14 protein-coding genes are annotated in these 16,276 nt (G+C 71.2%); 10 read left to right on the plus strand and 4 right to left on the minus strand.

The window, feature by feature from the left end:
* Positions 1-597: 597 nt before the first annotated feature.
* Positions 598-1,959 carry an AAA family ATPase gene (locus tag KV205_RS36275; RefSeq protein ID WP_265862540.1) on the minus strand — a complete coding sequence of 454 codons (1,362 nt, stop codon included), beginning with the start codon at positions 1,957-1,959 and terminating at the stop codon, positions 598-600.
* A gap of 326 nt (positions 1,960-2,285) precedes the next feature.
* On the opposite strand from KV205_RS36275, the gene KV205_RS05285 reads away from it, so the two are divergent.
* Positions 2,286-2,648 carry a DUF6009 family protein gene (locus tag KV205_RS05285; RefSeq protein ID WP_265862541.1) on the plus strand — a complete coding sequence of 121 codons (363 nt, stop codon included), beginning with the start codon at positions 2,286-2,288 and terminating at the stop codon, positions 2,646-2,648.
* Between the two features lie 810 nt (positions 2,649-3,458).
* On the opposite strand, the gene KV205_RS05290 is transcribed toward KV205_RS05285, so the two are convergent.
* Complete coding sequence (locus tag KV205_RS05290; RefSeq protein WP_265862543.1) at positions 3,459-3,995, minus strand: hypothetical protein; 537 nt, start codon at positions 3,993-3,995, stop codon at positions 3,459-3,461.
* A gap of 212 nt (positions 3,996-4,207) precedes the next feature.
* Here KV205_RS05290 and KV205_RS05295 point away from each other — a divergent pair, with 212 nt between their 5' ends.
* Positions 4,208-4,387 (plus strand): hypothetical protein, encoded by a 180-nt coding sequence (locus tag KV205_RS05295; RefSeq protein WP_265862544.1) that lies wholly within the window; start codon positions 4,208-4,210, stop codon positions 4,385-4,387.
* Between the two features lie 50 nt (positions 4,388-4,437).
* A complete protein-coding gene (locus KV205_RS05300) occupies positions 4,438-5,175 on the plus strand; it encodes a translation initiation factor IF-2 (protein WP_265862545.1) in 738 nt (245 codons plus the stop codon).
* Positions 5,176-5,246: 71 nt separating this feature from the next.
* Here the strand turns inward: KV205_RS05300 and KV205_RS05305 are convergent, their stop codons facing one another.
* Positions 5,247-5,963, minus strand: coding sequence for a DUF998 domain-containing protein (locus tag KV205_RS05305; protein ID WP_306806251.1), 717 nt, complete (start codon positions 5,961-5,963; stop codon positions 5,247-5,249).
* Positions 5,964-6,165: 202 nt separating this feature from the next.
* Here KV205_RS05305 and KV205_RS05310 point away from each other — a divergent pair, with 202 nt between their 5' ends.
* Complete coding sequence (locus KV205_RS05310) at positions 6,166-6,702, plus strand: hypothetical protein (RefSeq protein WP_265862546.1); 537 nt, start codon at positions 6,166-6,168, stop codon at positions 6,700-6,702.
* A gap of 70 nt (positions 6,703-6,772) precedes the next feature.
* Here the strand turns inward: KV205_RS05310 and KV205_RS05315 are convergent, their stop codons facing one another.
* Entirely contained in the window at positions 6,773-7,264 is a 492-nt protein-coding gene (locus KV205_RS05315) for an SRPBCC domain-containing protein (RefSeq protein WP_265862547.1), read from the minus strand.
* 247 nt (positions 7,265-7,511) lie between these two features.
* Between KV205_RS05315 and KV205_RS05320 the strand changes: the two genes are divergently transcribed.
* The 6 genes from KV205_RS05320 to KV205_RS05345 all read left to right on the plus strand — a co-directional run bounded on the left by KV205_RS05320 (position 7,512) and on the right by KV205_RS05345 (position 16,208).
* Positions 7,512-8,231 (plus strand): leucine-rich repeat domain-containing protein, encoded by a 720-nt coding sequence (locus tag KV205_RS05320; RefSeq protein ID WP_265862548.1) that lies wholly within the window; start codon positions 7,512-7,514, stop codon positions 8,229-8,231.
* A gap of 149 nt (positions 8,232-8,380) precedes the next feature.
* Positions 8,381-10,387, plus strand: a complete 2,007-nt coding sequence (locus tag KV205_RS05325; protein ID WP_265862549.1) for an AAA family ATPase — start codon at positions 8,381-8,383, stop codon at positions 10,385-10,387.
* A gap of 160 nt (positions 10,388-10,547) precedes the next feature.
* Positions 10,548-13,040 (plus strand): SpaA isopeptide-forming pilin-related protein, encoded by a 2,493-nt coding sequence (locus KV205_RS05330; protein WP_265862550.1) that lies wholly within the window; start codon positions 10,548-10,550, stop codon positions 13,038-13,040.
* 124 nt (positions 13,041-13,164) lie between these two features.
* Positions 13,165-13,893: a L,D-transpeptidase gene (locus KV205_RS05335; RefSeq protein ID WP_374214626.1), complete on the plus strand. Its 729-nt coding sequence runs from the start codon at positions 13,165-13,167 to the stop codon at positions 13,891-13,893.
* 132 nt (positions 13,894-14,025) lie between these two features.
* Entirely contained in the window at positions 14,026-15,255 is a 1,230-nt protein-coding gene (locus tag KV205_RS05340) for an NAD(P)/FAD-dependent oxidoreductase (RefSeq protein ID WP_265862552.1), read from the plus strand.
* A 44-nt stretch (positions 15,256-15,299) separates the two neighbouring features.
* Positions 15,300-16,208 (plus strand): RNA polymerase sigma-70 factor, encoded by a 909-nt coding sequence (locus tag KV205_RS05345; RefSeq protein WP_265862751.1) that lies wholly within the window; start codon positions 15,300-15,302, stop codon positions 16,206-16,208.
* The last annotated feature ends 68 nt before the right edge of the window (positions 16,209-16,276 follow it).

The raw sequence follows: 16,276 nt of genomic DNA on the forward strand, positions 1-16,276 counted from the left end.
TCCAATCACGGCAGACACCTTAGAATGCATGGCGTCTACGAGCCGGCTGGAATCCATCCTTCCCGATTTCGTGTCCCAATACTTAGCGAGCTTCACCTCCTCCAGCTTTAGGGGAATACCGAGGGGCTGACCCGCCATTCGAATCCTCCCCAGGGGGAAGGCGACGGTTCGGGCCCTGTCGCTAAGGCTGACAGCGACTCGATGACACGATTCTTGGGACTGGAGCGCCAAAGGGACGTACTCCATGGCTACAGCTTCAATGAGACCGAGCGAGATTAGGTCACTCTCCATATCGGTGCCTGTGGTAATAATTAGGTCTGGGGCACCACGAAGAGAGCTGCGACGAACTTCATAGTCACAATCGGTGACAAATATGAGCTTACTGCGCTGCGCTTCATTCGCCTTTTCGTGAGCGCTCAACAAAAGCCTTCTTCCTCCGGCTGGCAAGATCTGCGCGAGATTAGCGACGTGCCGAGCAAATACCCGCTTATCGTCTGGCCCTTCGACAATCAGAATTCCTGTCGAGGGCCCTAGTCCATCGGCGCGCATTTCTGCATCCAGGAGTAGGTCAAACGCGCTTGCGTACTCCGACATTCTTCACGCGTCCAGCGATCGGCGAAGATCGGTGCGGCCTGCGATCAGCGTAGGTGAATGAGTGGCCAACATGAAATAGGTGCCTGACACAGCAGAGATCTCGGTTAGATCGTCAATGAACGTGGACTGCCACAGGACATGCAGCGAGAGTTCCGGCTCATCGATCATCACCAAAGTACCAGGGCGGGACTCGAACAGAAGTTTATGAGAAAGGACGAACATCTGCTGCTCGCCACTCGACAGATGAACGGGCCTGATCTCTTCGCCTGTCCTCTCGGAGAGGATGACGAATCCTCGTTCTGCGTCGATCTCTACTCGCTTGTCCCTGTAGTGGCGACGCAGGAAATCCATGAACGGCTCAAGGAGGCGCCGGAGAGGCTCGAAAGTAGCTAGCTTGCTTTCCGTGTCGGAAATGTAGGTAGAAATAAGCGCTAGCGAGTCTGCACTATCTAGGGGTAGGTCAGAAATTGACTCCTCGGCCTCGGAAGAATCGATTAGCCCGGCCGCTGCGAGGGAAGCCCGCAGCGCTTGCACCTCCTGAAAGTCTCGCATGATGCTTTCGCGGCTTGAAACACCCGTCGGGGAGCTGATGGCACTAAATACCCGCCTGGGAAAATCTCGGTCGAGGTTCTGCGACTCGGCCCCGTAGAGAAGCTTATGGCGTCGAACTTCCGCATTGATGTTCTCGACGGCCGTTTCAATGGCAGCCACAACTTGCATAGTCTCACCCGACCCCCGCTTCTTGGGCCGCATCCGCCTCTCGGGAATTAGCCGTTGATCGGAAACCAGGAGGGCCGGGAAGAGACTTTGCATTTCCCCGAATCGTCTTGAACCTTCAAGCCCCCTGTGCGCAAGATAGTTTCGGATTCGCCGATAGTCTTCTGGATTCGAGAACGCGTAATCCTCAATCGATGCCGGATCAACAGGAGGTTCTTCCCCCAACAATTGAGCGAAGAGGTGGTCCCTCTCTCTTGTGATCTCGTCAGAATTCGGCGAATATTCCCAGGTTCTTGACCTTTGCGATTGGCGATCCAGGCGAACTTTGATGCCCCCGTCCTCGCGACGCCGCACGGTCATTAGGCCAGACTCGAAATCAAGTCTAATCTGGTCGAATTTAACCTTCGAAAGCGCCTCCAAATTCCCCCTGCTGATCATGTTGATTGTTCGGAGGATTGTCGACTTACCCGTTCCATTAGAGCCAGTCAGGATCGTCGGCTCACGACTATCGAGGTTGATTGAATGACTGTAAGCACCGAAAAGATCGGTGATCGTGTAGCGCTGCAATCGCCCCAGTGCCGCTACGTGCTTCCGACGAGGCGAACTGCCCCGATCTTCTTCTCCCACCGTTGCGCCGATGTCGCTCACCCCGTGCCTCCTCGCTGACTAGCCGCTGAAGCGACACGCTAGTGCAACCGTTGCCGCTGGCATGGAAGGTTCGCCCAGGTAGCGACTGCTGGGCGATCTCACGGGCTTGATGCCTCCCAGACACCCCGTTCACCCACAGATCAGTACGCCCTGGGGAACCAGCAGTCGTCCAAGGTGGGCGGCGAGGCTCGTGACTTCCTCACGACAGAGAAGCCATCGGCCTTCTCGGGCATGGTGCTGCCGCCGGACTGACGGAGTAGGCATACGGGGCGCGACACCTGGGGAGGGTGCCCGGCGGGGCGACCGTGTCTAGCTCAGGAGGGGCCTTGTCGAAGGATCGTGCGGATTTGGAGCACGAGGAACAGATTGTCTGGACCGAGGACGTGGGCGGCTTCGACTACGTGCGCCAGACAGTAGCCCGCTTGTCCACGACCCGGCGGAAGCCGGTGGGGTGGAACGGAGCAGGCCGGCGGGTCGGATACTCCGTGCTCAAGTCGGATGCCCCAAGCGGTGATACGGGGAGGTTCGTCCGCCGGGTGTTCTGGGTGAAGGACTACGACCGTTCCGAGCAGCCCGACGGTACGTACAAGACGTCCGCCCCCAGCGAGGCCGTCGATCCGCGGACGGTCGCGCCGGGAGTCTGGGGCGAGCTGACCGATCGCGCTTGGGGCGGTCCGCTACCCGACTGAGCGGGCATCCAGGGCAGGCCAACCACGATGGCTGCTGCTAGTGCAGCCGAGAAGAGACCACCGCCCCGCACGGTGGTCTCTTCTGCGTTCTGGGCTGAGTCGCGATCTGAGACGCGATGAGTCGCGATGCTCGTCTCGTGGGCACCCCCTCTGACCTGCACTGAGACGCGATGAGTCGCTTGAGTCGCGATAATTCAGAAACTAGAGAGAACATGCTCAAACCAGCACCCGGAATCAGGCCCTCCGGTGGATGCGCGGGGAAGGCTCCGAGAGCGCGCATCAGGAAGCATCAAAGTGGCTGGTCAGCGGCCTGGGCGCGCTGCTGCGGCCAAGTCCCTTCTAAGCACTTGGCCGCAGGTTCGAGTCCTGCCGGGGGCGCACGACGAAGACCCTCCTTCGGGAGGGTCTTTTTGCTGGTCAGGTGGGGTTTCTGTGATCGTCCGAGGACGCCGCCGACACGCCCCGGTGGGCCCGAGGGGCGTTCGGCGGTGTCCGGCGGTGTCCGGCGGTGTCCGGCTGTCACCGGGTTTCTGCGGGTGGCTGCGGAGAATACGCGGTGGAGTTTTCAGGCGGCCCCGGGCCTGTCCGGATCCCCTAGCTCACCCGCCTCCTCGATGCGCCGCTTCAGGTCATCGAGTTGCCCGACTGAGCGGGCGTCCGGGGTGGGAGACGCGGGCCGGAGACGACGGGGGCTGCCGGCGCAGCCGAGAAGAGACCACCGCCCGCCGCGGTGGTCTCTTCTGCTTTTGCAGGCCGAGTCGCGATGGACGGGCCGGCCTTCTCACCGGGCGGGGTCGGGGGCAGGTCGGGTCAGAGGTAGAGGTCGATCGTGAAGCGCCGCTTGCCCACACCGATGGTGTCGGCGTGGACCGAGCCACGAGCCCGGTCGTATTTCCCGGTGCCGCCGGTGATCGCGTTGTCGAACGAGGGGGGAGGGGTCGTCGGGAGGCCCTGGGCGTTGAGGATGCCGAAGACCATCCCCTGCGCGGTGAGCTGGCCGTCCGGGAGGGTGTAGGTCACGACGCACTCCTCCGCTCCGCCGCTGTCCCCCGGCAGCGCCGCCCGGGTGGTGGTGCAGAAGCCGCCGGTCTCGCCGACCTGGTTGCCGGCCTCGTCGGAGAGGCTCGAGCGGACGACGGTCCGGTCGCCCTGGGCGGCCGGACCGTCGGGGTTGACGGGGAAGCGATTCTGCTCCGCGAGCTGGCCGATGAGTGTGATGACCTGGTGCTTGCCCTTGCCGTGGGCGGAATCGGCGCCCGTCTCTGCGGCGGTCGCGAGAGGGGCGCAGGCGAGGAGGGTGACCAGCGCAGTGGCCGTGCCGAGGCAGGCCGATCTGATGGTGCGCATCGTGCGGCTCCTGAGGTTGATGCTCATGGACAGTCAGGGGATGAAAAGCTCATGCGATTTCATGCATAACCTCGGCTCCGCCGCCGCCCGGGACGTTCCGGCACGACCCACCGGCAGATCCGACCGATCAGACCAACCCGGGACGTGAGTCGGCCCGCCCGGCCGGCCGAGCAGGGCGGCGAGGTGGTGGGCGGCCTGGTGGTCGAAGACCGTTGTCGGGGTGGTCCGACCGGCGGCCGGCAGGATGCGGACGGTGGCGCGAAGCCGGCGCGGTCGAGAGCCGCACCGACCCGGCCGACCGCCGCCGCACCCTCATCACCCCCTCCCCGAGCGCCCTGAACGTGCTCGCTCAGCACCTCGACCCGAGCGCCCTCGCCCGGATCGGCGGCTGAGCCGGCCGCTGAGTACGATCGCCCGCAGCGGTACGAGGAAGGGTGGGGGCATGCGTCGACTGCTGCCGCTCGCCTCGCTGTTGGTGCTCATCACCGGGTGTGGGGTGGTGCAGAACTCCGACGGTGAGGCGGCGGACGCCGCGCGGGAGGCGGCCAGGAGGGCGGGCGAGCGGCTGTACGGGCAGCGGCCGCGCACGGCCGAGGAGGTCGGGCGGTCCGCCGCCGGCATCGACGGGGTGGACGTGCTGCGCGTGAACGGCACCTCGACGCACGACGGGGACGGCGTGGAGGTGGTCGTCCGGACGTCCGGCTCGGCGTACAACAGCTGGTTCGACCTCGAGGAGGTCACCGTGCTGCGCTGTTTCGCGGTGCGGGTGTCGCCGACGTCGGAGTGGCGCGAGGAGCCGCGGGACGTGGACTGCCCGGAGGGGCCTCCGCTGACCTTCGCCCCGCCGCCCGCGCCGCCCAGGCTGCCGTACGGGGAGCCGCTGCGCGCCAAGCTTCCGCGGGTGCCGCGGGGTGGCCGGGTGGACGAGGCCGAGGTGCGCCGCGCGGTCGCCGCCCTGGACCTGGATCCGGCGATCCGCAGCGAGGTGCGGGCGGAGGGCGGGCGGGTCGGCGTTCTCCTGTCGGTGCAGGGCAACGGCTTCGACGCGCAGGACTGTGTCCTCGCCCGGGTGAGCCCCGGCGCCACCGACGTGTGGACGCCGCCCCGGATCCAGCGGATGCCCGGGGAGGGCGGCTGCAGCGTGAGCAACGCGCTGCACCCGGCGCCGCCGCCGCACTGACCGGCCGTCCGGCCGTCCGGCCGGGACGGCCGGGCGGGCCGGACGGGCGGGCCGGACGGCTGTCCGCCGGCTCAGGCGGCAAGCCCCGGGCGGTCGGACCGGTGGGACCGGTCAGGCCGGTCGCCGGTGAGGCGGGCCGTCACCGCGGCCAGCCACACCAGCCCGAGGCCCGCACCGGCGGTGAACGCCAGGACCGAGGCGGCGGAGGCCATGAATCCGGCGAGGACGACCGCCGGAGCGATCCGCGAGGCCACGGCCCAGGCCCGGTGGCCCCGCGCGGCGAGCGGGCGCGCCAGGACGACGAACACGGCGCACAGGGCGACGTAACCGACCATCCCGGCGAGCATGTGGCCGGCGCCGTGCCCGCTCATCACGGTCGTGTCGGGCGCGCCGACGGGAAAGCCCGCCCCGGCGTCGGCCGGGAGGGCCGCGGCCGCCCAGAACGAGACCCCGAACACGCCCACCAGCGCCGGACCCCACGTACCGCCCGGCCCGCCGCGCAGCTCGCGCCGCAGACCGACCGCGCCGACGGTCAACAGGGCGCCGGTGAGCAGGAAATTCACCGTCTGGATCCAGCCGCCGTCGCCGAGGGCGAGTTGGCTGATCGCATTGCGTGTGAAGTCGAATCCGTCACGGCTGAGCCCCTGGACGACCCCGGCGAGAAGGAACACCGGACCCGCGACGACCGCGCCGCCCATCAGCCCCCGCGCCCCGGACCGGGCCGCGGGCAGCGCGGCGGCGGGGGCGGAAGCGGGGTTGGTGCGGGGGGCGTTGAGCGTGTGGGTCATGGCGGGCCTTCCTCGTTCCGGTCTGGTCGCACATATGACCGGCGAGGAGCGCTGAACTCATCGGTGCGAGGAAGGTGCCCCATGTCATCTCTACGACGACTCCGGCGAGCTGGCCGTGTCAGCCCGGGTCTTCCCTGTCGCCGGCGCGGAGCCTCGCCCCGCTGGCATCAGCCTCGAGCACGCCCTCTGATGGAATGGCGTCGTGTTCTACGCCGATCTCAGTCCCTACGCCTACCTTCCGGCCGAGGACGGCGATGTGTTCACCGAGGCCGGTGCCGGCCTGCGGTTCGTCACCGTGCGGAACGCCTACCGGCGGCTCAACGTCGGCTGGCTGGAGTCCGGACAGCCTTGGACCACGGGGTCGGCATCCGCGGACTTCGTCTCCAAACTGCTGGCGGTGCTGGACGGGCAGGGCGTGAACCAGGCGCTCGGCCTGCACGAGTGCGACCTGTGTCCCGTACCGCTCGACGCTTCCCGCCCCTGGTACGAACCCCGGCCGGGGCACCGACGCGCAGGCGCCGGTACGGGCGAGATCCGGGTACCCGGGGCTCCGGGAACCGCCTACGCCGCGCCCCAGCTGATCGGGCACTACGTCGCCGATCACGGCTACCTGCCGCCCCGGGAGTTCGTCGACGCCGTCCTCGCCTTCGACCTGCAGGACCGCTCGGCCGCGTACCCGGCGATCGCCTTCCCTTGGATTCCCGACGACGCCGAGCTGTACGACGCCTTGGCCGAGTGACCTCCCGCGCCGCCGCGGCGACAGGCTGTCCCGGCGGCGGACACACACGGCGTCAGCGCGACCGCAGGCGCTACCCCAGCGCCGCCGGGAGGCCGTTCAGGCGGAGGCGGGTGGCGCCGCGGAGGTGGGGGAGGTCGTCTTCCGGGCGGGCGGAGGGGGTCAGGAAGGCGGCTTGCTCGGTCCAGCGCAGGTGGGTGCCGTCGGGGTGGGGGTGGAGTTCGACGGTCACGAGGGAGGCCCAGCGGGGGATGTCGTCCACGTGGGAGGTGTACGTGTAGACGACGCGCGCGGCCGGCACGATGTCGAGGTAACGGGAGGCGTAGGCGAGCCGTTCCGGTGCGGCGCCCGTGGTCGTGAAGAGGCTCGACGCGGTCTCACCGCCGTTCACCGTGAAGTCGTGGGTGTACGAGATCCGGCGGCCCGGGAGCCTGAACCACCGGCGCCGGGCCGGGGTGTCGGCGAACGCGCCGAAGACCGTGTCCGGGGATGCCGCCAGGTGGGCCTCCACGGTGAAGGTGTCGTGCCGCACGTATTCGATCGAATCCGGTGCGGTGGGCTTCAAGGGCATGTGTCCCTCACAACGTCGAGATCAGGGGGTCAAGGGGGCTTCAGGATCCGGCGGCCGGTCCGCTCGTCACCGTTCCAGGTGAACGGTCCGCCGTCGAGCGGTCTTCCGTCGAGCGGGATCCGTCCCCTTCACCGGCGGCTTCCCGGGTCAGGCTCGGGCAGCAGTCGCCGCTGACCTGCCACTGTCACACCCGGCACGTAGTTACAGGCCCTCAGGCCCTCTCCCCCGAAGGAATCGCACCGTGACGCACACGCTGAACCTGTGGCGCCGACAGCTGGGCGAAGTACCCGCCTCGGTCTGGGAACGCACCGATCTCGACACACTGATCCTCGCGGACAACGGGCTCACCCACCTCCCGCCCGAGATCGGCGGGCTACGGCGGCTGTCCACCCTCGATCTCGGCCACAACCGGCTCACCTCGCTGCCCGCCGAACTCGGCCGCCTGACCGGCCTCGACGCCTTTCTCTACCTCCACGACAACGACCTCGCCGACCTCCCCGACACCCTCGGCGAGCTCCGCCGGCTGCGCTACCTCAACGTCGGCGAGAACCGGCTCACCACCCTGCCCGAGACCCTCGGCCGGATGACCGGCCTGGTCGAACTCCGGGCGCAGCACAACCGCCTGACGACTCTTCCGGAGTCGATCGGCTCCCTCGGCGACCTGCGGGAACTCTGGCTCCGGGGCAACGCGATCACCCATCTGCCGCCGTCCATGGCCGCCCTGCGCGCACTGCGCCATCTGGATCTGCGGGAGAACGCCCTCACCGAGCTCCCGGAGCCGCTCGCCGGCCTGCCCCTGCTGCGGCACATCGACGTCCGCAGCAACCGGCTCACCCGACTGCCGGAGTGGATCGCCGAGCTGCCCGCCCTGGAGAAGCTGGACCTCCGCTGGAACTCCTGCGCCCCCTCCCCGGCGCTGCTGACCCGGCTCGAACGGCGCGGCTGCGTCGTCCTGCGGTGAGCCCCCGTCACCGGGGAGGGTGACACCGGCGTCATCCGCGCTACCTCACCCCACCCTTCCGCGTTGACGTCCCGTGACGCCTTCTGCAGTGACGGTTCTGCACGGGGGACCTGCGGGTTCGGGGGCGGGATGACGAGATGTGGGACGACGTGACGGGGGTAGTGGGCGTGTGGGCAGGGCAGGGCGGCGGCGGGGTGCGGCTGCTTGAGCGGGCGGCCGGACCGCAGGGGCTCGTCGGGCGGGAGGCGGAGCTCGCGGCGGTGCGGGCGGCGCTCGGGGCGCATCGGCTGGTGAGCGTGACCGGGGCCGCCGGGGTCGGCAAGAGCCGGCTCGCCCTTGCGGCGGTGGCGCCGGAGGAGGCGCCGTGGCGGGCGATGGTGCGGGTGCGGTGGCACGACGGGGTGCCGGTGGGGCCGCGGGCGCTCGCCGGGCGGATCGCGCAGGCGCTCGACGCGGCGGCCGGCGGGTACGGGCGGGTGGGCACGGCGGGCGATCCGGCCGACACCGTACGGGTGGGCGCGGCGCGCGAACTGGCCGACGCCGTACGGGCGTTGCCGGACGACGAGCTGCTGCTGATCCTGGACGACGTCGACCCCGTGCACGGGCAGTGCGCCGGGGTCGTGCAGTCGCTGCTCATGGCGCTGCCCGCGCTGCGCGTCCTGGTCACCGCGCGGCGGCCGCTGGGGCTCGGCGACGAGCACGTCGTACGGCTCGCGCCGCTGGCCACCGAGCCGGCGGCCGAACTCCTCCGGGCCTCGGCGGAGGCGCACGGGGTGACCAGCGAGCCGGATCCGGCCGCCGTCGCCCGGGTCTGCCGGCTCCTGGAGGGCAATCCGCTGGCCATCGAACTGGCCGCCGCGCAGCTGACCGATCTCCCCGCCGACGATCTCGCCGACCGCCTCCAGGACGGGCAGTGCTGGTTGTCGGCGACCGGTCCGCTGCTGAAGCGGCACCGTTCGTGGCGCGCCTCGCTCGGCGCCGTCCACGCGCTGTGCGAGCCGGGCGTGCGCAAGGCGTGGCGGCGGCTCAGCGTGTTCGCGGGCGACTTCACCGAGCGGGCCGCGGTCTTCGTGTGCGAGGGCGCCGACCTCTCCCCCGACCGGGTGCCGGGCGCCCTCGCCCATCTGACCGCGATCGGGGCCCTGGAGCGGGCCTCGGAGCTGGGCTCGGTGCTCGAACCGCGCTACCGGATGGCCCGGGCCGCCCGCGACTTCGGCGCCGAACGGCTCGCGGCGGCGGGCGAGTCGGCCGCCGCCGCGAGCCGGCACGCCCGGCACTGCCGCAGCACCGCGGCGGTCGCCGAGACCCTGTGGAACACCGGGCTCCAGCAGCAGGCGGTACGGCTCGTGCAGGACGAACTCGCCGACCTCACCGCGCTGGTGCGGCGCGGCACCCTCGACCCCGGGCACGCCGAGACGGCCCTGGAGACGGTGCTCCACCTGTGGTTCTGGTGGGTGGCCCACGAGCGGGCCCGGGAGGGCGCCGGGCACGTCCTCGCGCTGCTGCCGCGACTGCCCGCCGCCGAGTGGCTGACCGCCCGCGGCCAGTGGCTCGCGGGCTGGCTCACCACCGGGGCCGATCCGGCCACCGCGCAGCGGCTGCTCGACCGGGCCTGGCCGATCGCGGTCCTGTGCGGCGACGACGCCCTGGTCGGCCGGATCGCCCATGTGCACGGCACGCTCGCCTGGCAGCGCGGCGACCTCGCGGCCGCCGCCGCGCACTACCGCCACGCCGCCGACACCGTGCCCCCGCTCGCGCCCGGCGGCCCGACCCCGGCGGTCAGCCTCGCCGCGCTCGCGATCGTGGACTCCGCGACCGCGCCCGCCCGTGCCGTACGCACCGCCCGCCGGGCCCTCGCGCAGCCCACCGGGCACCACGACACCTGGGCGACGGCCCTCGCGCAGTACGCCCGGGCGCTCGCCGACGTACGGGCCGGGCGTCCCGGCCGGGCCCGCCGCCGCGCCGAACGGGCCCTCGCCCACCTCGACGCCCGGCTCGACGCCCCGCAGCCGCGCGCCGCCCTGCGCCGGCTGCTCGACACCCTCCGCGACGGTGACGGTGACGGAGACGGAGACGCGGGCGCCGGCCCAGCCGGGACCGGGGCCGGAACCGGGCCCCGCCCCGTGCCCGTACCCGCCCCGCGCACCACCCCCTAGGGCACACCGCAGGACGTACCGCACGACCACCGGCCCCGCGCACCCCGGCCTGCGCCGACTGGCGGAGTCCGTTCATGCGGCGCGGTGGTCTGTCCGGGAGCGGATCGGTTCGCCGCCGCCAATCCCGAGCCCGGCCCTGACCTGCTGCGAAACTCGCGAAATGACCCATAGCACCACACAAGGGACTCGCCGCAGACGCCGGGCGAGGTCCGCCGCGCTCGCCTCCGCCGTCACCACCGCCGTGGTCACCACCACGGCGGTCCCGGCCCTCCTCCTGCTCGGCCCGGCGGCCGCGCCGGCGGCGGCCGCGAAGCTGCCCGGCGGCCTCGGCCCGTGCGTTCCCGGCAGCTGCCCCGACCCCTTCCCGGGCATCAACAACCTCGGCTTCGCCGGGCGCGACAAGGCGATCAACATCTTCGTCGGCGAGGACTTCCTCGTGCGCGGCTCCGCCGCCGAGGCCGAGGGCCGGGTGGTCGTGCTCGACGACTTCGACATGGCGAAGAGCGCCTCGGCCGGCTCCACGTACAACATCGGCGAGGTGGGCGTCGGCTCGCGCGTGCCGCCGCCCGACGGCTCGGACTGGCTGACCGCCGGCGGCAAGGTGAGCGTGGCCGCCGGCCAGCGGCTGCTCGCCGAGAAGGGGGTCGTACGGCACGCGGGCGCGCTGACCGGCACCGTGGTCGCCACGCTCGACCGGGACCCGGACGCGACCGACCCGTACACGGCGCTGCGCGACCAGCTGACCACCGCGAGCCGCTGTTACGCACGGGTCGACGGCAAGCCGCGGACGCCCACCGGCACGGCGGTGAACCAGGGCGGCCAGACGCTGTTCACCGGCGACAACAGCTCGGCGCTCCAGATCTTCAACGTCGACTTCGACATGACCACCGCCACCGGCGGGCAGCAGGGGATCGTCTTCCGGAACATCCCGGCGAACGCCACGATCCTCGTCAACGTCCTCGGCGCGAACCGCACCATCAGCACCTACAGCGGCGGCATCGACGACAGGACGGACCCGCTCAACGCCTACCGCGAGCGGCTGCTCTGGAACATCCCGGACGCCGCCACCGTGAACCTCGCGGGCACCGGCCAGTTCCAGGGCAGCGTCCTCGTCGGCGAGCAGAAGTCGACCACGACGGTGACCCTGCCCGGCGTCAACGGGCGCTTCTTCACGACCGGTTCGCTGACCCACACCAGCAGCGCCTCGGGCGGCGGCGGGCAGGAGTTCCACGCGTACCCGTTCAACGGCGAGCTGCCGGACTGCGGCGACTCGACGAACGCGACGGGCGTGGTGAAGGTGGTCAAGACGGACGCCGAGAGCCGCGAGGAACTGCGGGGCGCGGAGTTCCGGCTGTGGAAGGAGACCAACGGCAAGGACGGGCTCCAGACCAACGGCGCGAACGCCGACACCGCCGTCGGCGACCCGTGCACGACCGACGCCGACGGCGTCTGCTCCCGCACGGTGGAGACCGGCACGTACTACTGGCAGGAGACCAAGGCCCCGGACGGCTACGCGCTGCCCGACCCCGCCGTCTTCGGGCCGCTCGTCCTCACCGAGCAGAACGCCGAGCGGGGCGTGACGGTCCAGGCCCGCGACACCCGGCTGCCCGTGACCGGCGCCGTCGACGTGCTCAAGCTGGACGCGGAGAGCGGCGCGGTGCTGCCGGGCGCCGAGTTCCGGCTGTGGAAGGAGACCAACGGGACGGAGGGCCTCCAGACCATCGGCATCAACCCCGACACCATGGTCGGCGAGCCCTGCACCACGAACGCCGACGGCCTGTGCTCCCGCACGGTGGAGACCGGCACGTACTACTGGCAGGAGACCAAGGCTCCGGCGGGCTTCGACCTGCCCGACCCGGCCGTGTTCGGTCCGCTCGTCCTCGACAAGGAGAACGCCGAGCAGGGCGTCTCCGTCACCGCCGACAACTCCCGTACGCCGGTCGTCCCGACCAGCGGCTCCGTCGAGATCCTGAAGAAGGACGCCACGACCGGCGCCGTGCTCGCCGGCGCGGAGTTCCAGCTGTGGGAGGAGACCAACGGCACCGCCGGGCTCCAGACCACCGGCGCGAACCCCGACAGCGCCCGGGGCGCGTGCGTCACCGGCGCCGACGGCCTCTGCTCCCGCACGGTGGAGACCGGAACGTACTACTGGCAGGAGACCAAGGCCCCCACGGGCTACGACCTGCCCGCCCCCGCCGTCTTCGGCCCGCTCGTGCTCACCGAGGACAACGCGGCCTCCGGCGTGCGGATCACCGCCCGCAACACCCGCACACCCGAGCCGAAGGGCTCCCTGAAGCTGCTCAAGACCGACGCCAAGACCGGACGCCCGCTGGCGGGTGCCGTGTTCGAGCTGTGGCGCGAGACGAACGGCACGGCCGGGCTGCAGACCGGCGGCGCCAAGCCCGACACCCGGGTCGGCGCGGGCTGCGCGACGGACGCCAAGGGCGTCTGCGCCTTCGGCGACCTGCCGCTCGGCGCGTACTACCTGCGGGAGACGGCCGTGCCCGAGGGGTACGTGCTGCGGCCCGGCAACGCCTTCGGGCCCTTCGAGATCACCAAGGGCGACCAGGGCAGGCCGGTGGAGGTGAGCATTCCCAACGAGCGCGGCGAGCCGTGCCATGGGAAGGACTGCAAGAGCCGCCCGAAGCGGTGACGATCTGATCCGGGCAAACCCCGAAGGGGCGGGGCACGTTCACCGGTTCGGCCGCGCAGGCCGGGCCGGGGCCGGTCGGCACTGATCGACTGGGAACGTCCCCACCCCTTCAGGAGGTTCCGAGGTGCTCACCCTTCGGGCAACCGGTGCCGCGACCGCCGCCACGGCGTGCGCGGCACTGCTGTGTGCGGCCCCCGCCGCCCTGGCCGCCGCCCCCACCGCTCCCGCCGCTGCCGCCGGCACGCCCCTGGCCGCCGCCGCGTGCACGGCGCCGACCGGCCCGTACCAGCGGCCCCTTGAGCAGTACCTGGGGCGGCCCGTCGACGGCGTGCAGTCGGCGGAGGACTGCGCAGCCATCCGGGCCTTCCAGCAGCGCGAGAAGACCCCGCGCACCGACGGGTACGCCGACCTCGCCACGTACCGCACGATGGTCGCCGCCCAGGCCCGGCCGAACCCCAACGCGCAGGGCCGCTGCCCGGTCCGCGCGTACCGCGTCACCTGCGTCGACATGGACCGGCAGCTGCTGTGGGTGCAGACCGGCAAGAAGGTCGGCTTCGGCCCGGTCCCGATCCGCACCGGCCGCGACACGATGGAGACCCGGTCGGGCTGGCACACCATCTACTGGCGGGACAAGGACCATGTGTCGAGCCTGTACGACGACGCCCCCATGCCGTACGCCCAGTTCTTCGACGGCGGCCAGGCGCTGCACGGACACCCGGGCGACCTCTTCGACGGCGGCGGCTCGGCCGGCTGCGTCAATCTGTCGATGAAGGACGCGGAGGCGCTGTGGAAGCTGCTGAAGGTCGACGACCGGGTGTACGTGTGGGGGACGAAGCCCGGCACCGCCGACTGAGCGCGGCCGTCCCGGATCAGCCCTCGAATGTGACCTGCATCACCTTTCGTCACGCCCGTCGGGGGCGCGGTGTCTTGAGGCCGAACCCCTGAGAGCGAACCCCGCACCCAGGGAAGACGGAGGAGAGACGCGATGAACGAGCACCTGAGCGGCACGGACACCGGAAGCGGCACCGGCAGCGGACGGACGGACGTCGTCGTGGTCGGCGGCGGCTACGCGGGCGTGATGGCGGCCAACCGGCTCACCCAGAACCCCGACCTCAACGTGACCGTGATCAACCCGCGCACCGAGTTCGTGCCCCGGCTGCGCCTGCACCAGCTGGTCGCCGGGACGCACGAGGCGGTCGTCGCGTACCGGGAGGTGCTGGCCGAGCGGGTCGCGCTCGTCGTGGACGACGTGACGCGGATCGACGCGGAGCGGCGCCGGGTGCTGCTCGGCTCGGGCGGCTCGCTCGGCTACGACTACCTCGTGTACGCGGTGGGCAGCGGCGCCGGCGAGCCCGCGGTGCCGGGGGCGGCCGCGTTCGCGTACCCGGTGGCGTCCCTGGAGGCGGCCCGCCGGCTCAGGGAGGTCGTCGAGGGCGCGCCCGCGGACGCCGCCCTGACGGTGATCGGCGGCGGCCCGAGCGGCATCGAGACCGCCGCCGAACTCGCCGAGCGGGGACGGCGGGTGACCCTGGCCTGCGGCGGTGTCCTCGGCCCGTATCTGCACCCCGCCGCCCGCCGTACGGTGCTCAGGCGGCTGACCGGCCTCGGCGTGACCGTCCTCGACGGCCCCGGGTCGCGGGTGACGGAGGTGACACGCGAGGCGGTACGGCTCGCCGACGGGCGGGAGCTGCCGAGCGCGGTGACCGTGTGGACGGCCGGCTTCGGCGTGCCGGACCTGGCCGCGCGCAGCGGGCTGAGCACCGACGCGGCCGGGCGGCTGCGCACCGACGAGACGCTGACCTGCGTGGGCGACGAGCGGGTGGTGGCCGCCGGGGACGCGGCGGCGCCGTCGGACCTGCCGTTCCGGATGAGCGCCTACGCGGCGGGCTGCCTGGGCGCGCACGCCGCCGACACGGTGCTCGCCCGGGTCGCGGGGCGACGGCCGGAGCCGATCGACCTGTCGTTCCCGGCGATGTGCATCAGCCTGGGGCGGCGCGCCGCCGTCTTCCAGCTCGGGCGCAAGGACGACACCGCCCGGCGGCTGTACGTCCCCGGGCGCGCGGGTGCGAAACTCAAGGAACTCTCCTGCGAGTTCAGCGTCAAGCACCTGAAGGAGGAGGCCCGCACGCCGGGCAAGCACTCCTGGCCGAAGGCCGGGAACGTACGGCGGGACGCGCTCCGGGCGCTGCGGGAGAGCGAGCGGGTCGGGGCATGAGCGACGACCGGAACGACACGGACACGACGGGGGATTCGAGCGGCATGGAGCAGAACACCGACGCCGGTGGCGAGACGGACGCGGCGACGGACACCTTCGTCGCCCACCGCAACCTGCTCTTCACCGTGGCGTACGAGATGCTCGGCTCGGCCGCCGACGCCGAGGACGTGCTGCAGGAGACCTGGCTGCGCTGGGCCGAGGTCGACCTGGCGCGGGTGGAGGACCGCCGGGCGTATCTGGTCCGGATCACCACCCGGCAGGCGCTCAACCGGCTGCGCGCGGTGAAGCGGCGGCGCGAGGCCTACGTCGGGCAGTGGCTGCCCGAGCCGCTGCTGACCACGCCGGACGTGGCCGAGGACGTCGAGCTCGCCGAGAGCACGTCGATGGCGATGATGCTGGTCCTGGAGACCCTGGCGCCCACCGAACGGGCGGTGTTCGTGCTGCGCGAGGTCTTCGACATCGGTTACGCCGAGATCGCCGAGGCCCTCGGCAAGACGCCGGAGGCGGTCCGCCAGATCGCGCACCGGGCCCGCCGGCACGTCGACGCCCGCCGCCCGCGCACCCCGCTCCCGCCGGAGAAGGTGCGCGGCGTCCTGGAGTCCTTCCGCCGCGCGCTCGAATCCCGCGACCCGCAGAGCTTCCTGGACGTGCTCGCCCCGAACGTCGTGCTGGTGAGCGACGGCGGCGGCGTGAAGCGGGCCGCGCTGCACCCGGTGGTCGGCGCCGAGACGTTCGTCCGCTTCTACCTGGGCGGCACCGCCAAGCACGGGGTGCACGTCAGCTGTGTCCCGACGGTGGTCAACGGCAGCCCGGCGCTCGCCGTGCTGGTCGACGGCGAACTCGACGGCGTGATGGCCTTCCGCGTCGAGGACGACCGCATCGCCGGCATCTACTTCGTCCGCAACCCGGAGAAGCTGACCCGCATCGCCTCCGAGACCCCGCTGACCCGCTGACCTCCTGGCCCCTCCTGAACCTGCGCTGAACTCGCCTTTTTCCCAACGACTCTGACGACCCGTCCGAG

Source organism: Streptomyces sp. SKN60, assembly GCF_026236535.1.
GTDB lineage: Bacteria > Actinomycetota > Actinomycetes > Streptomycetales > Streptomycetaceae > Streptomyces.

What these genes read in the sequence shown, in the direction of transcription:
- KV205_RS05290 (WP_265862543.1), bottom strand. Translation starts at nt 3,995, where the DNA reads ATGCGCACCATCAGATCGGCCTGCCTCGGCACGGCCACTGCGCTGGTC.
- KV205_RS05300 (WP_265862545.1), top strand. Translation starts at nt 4,438, where the DNA reads ATGCGTCGACTGCTGCCGCTCGCCTCGCTGTTGGTGCTCATCACCGGG.
- KV205_RS05305 (WP_306806251.1), bottom strand. Translation starts at nt 5,963, where the DNA reads ATGACCCACACGCTCAACGCCCCCCGCACCAACCCCGCTTCCGCCCCC.
- KV205_RS05330 (WP_265862550.1), top strand. Translation starts at nt 10,548, where the DNA reads ATGACCCATAGCACCACACAAGGGACTCGCCGCAGACGCCGGGCGAGG.
- KV205_RS05340 (WP_265862552.1), top strand. Translation starts at nt 14,026, where the DNA reads ATGAACGAGCACCTGAGCGGCACGGACACCGGAAGCGGCACCGGCAGC.
- KV205_RS05345 (WP_265862751.1), top strand. Translation starts at nt 15,300, where the DNA reads ATGGAGCAGAACACCGACGCCGGTGGCGAGACGGACGCGGCGACGGAC.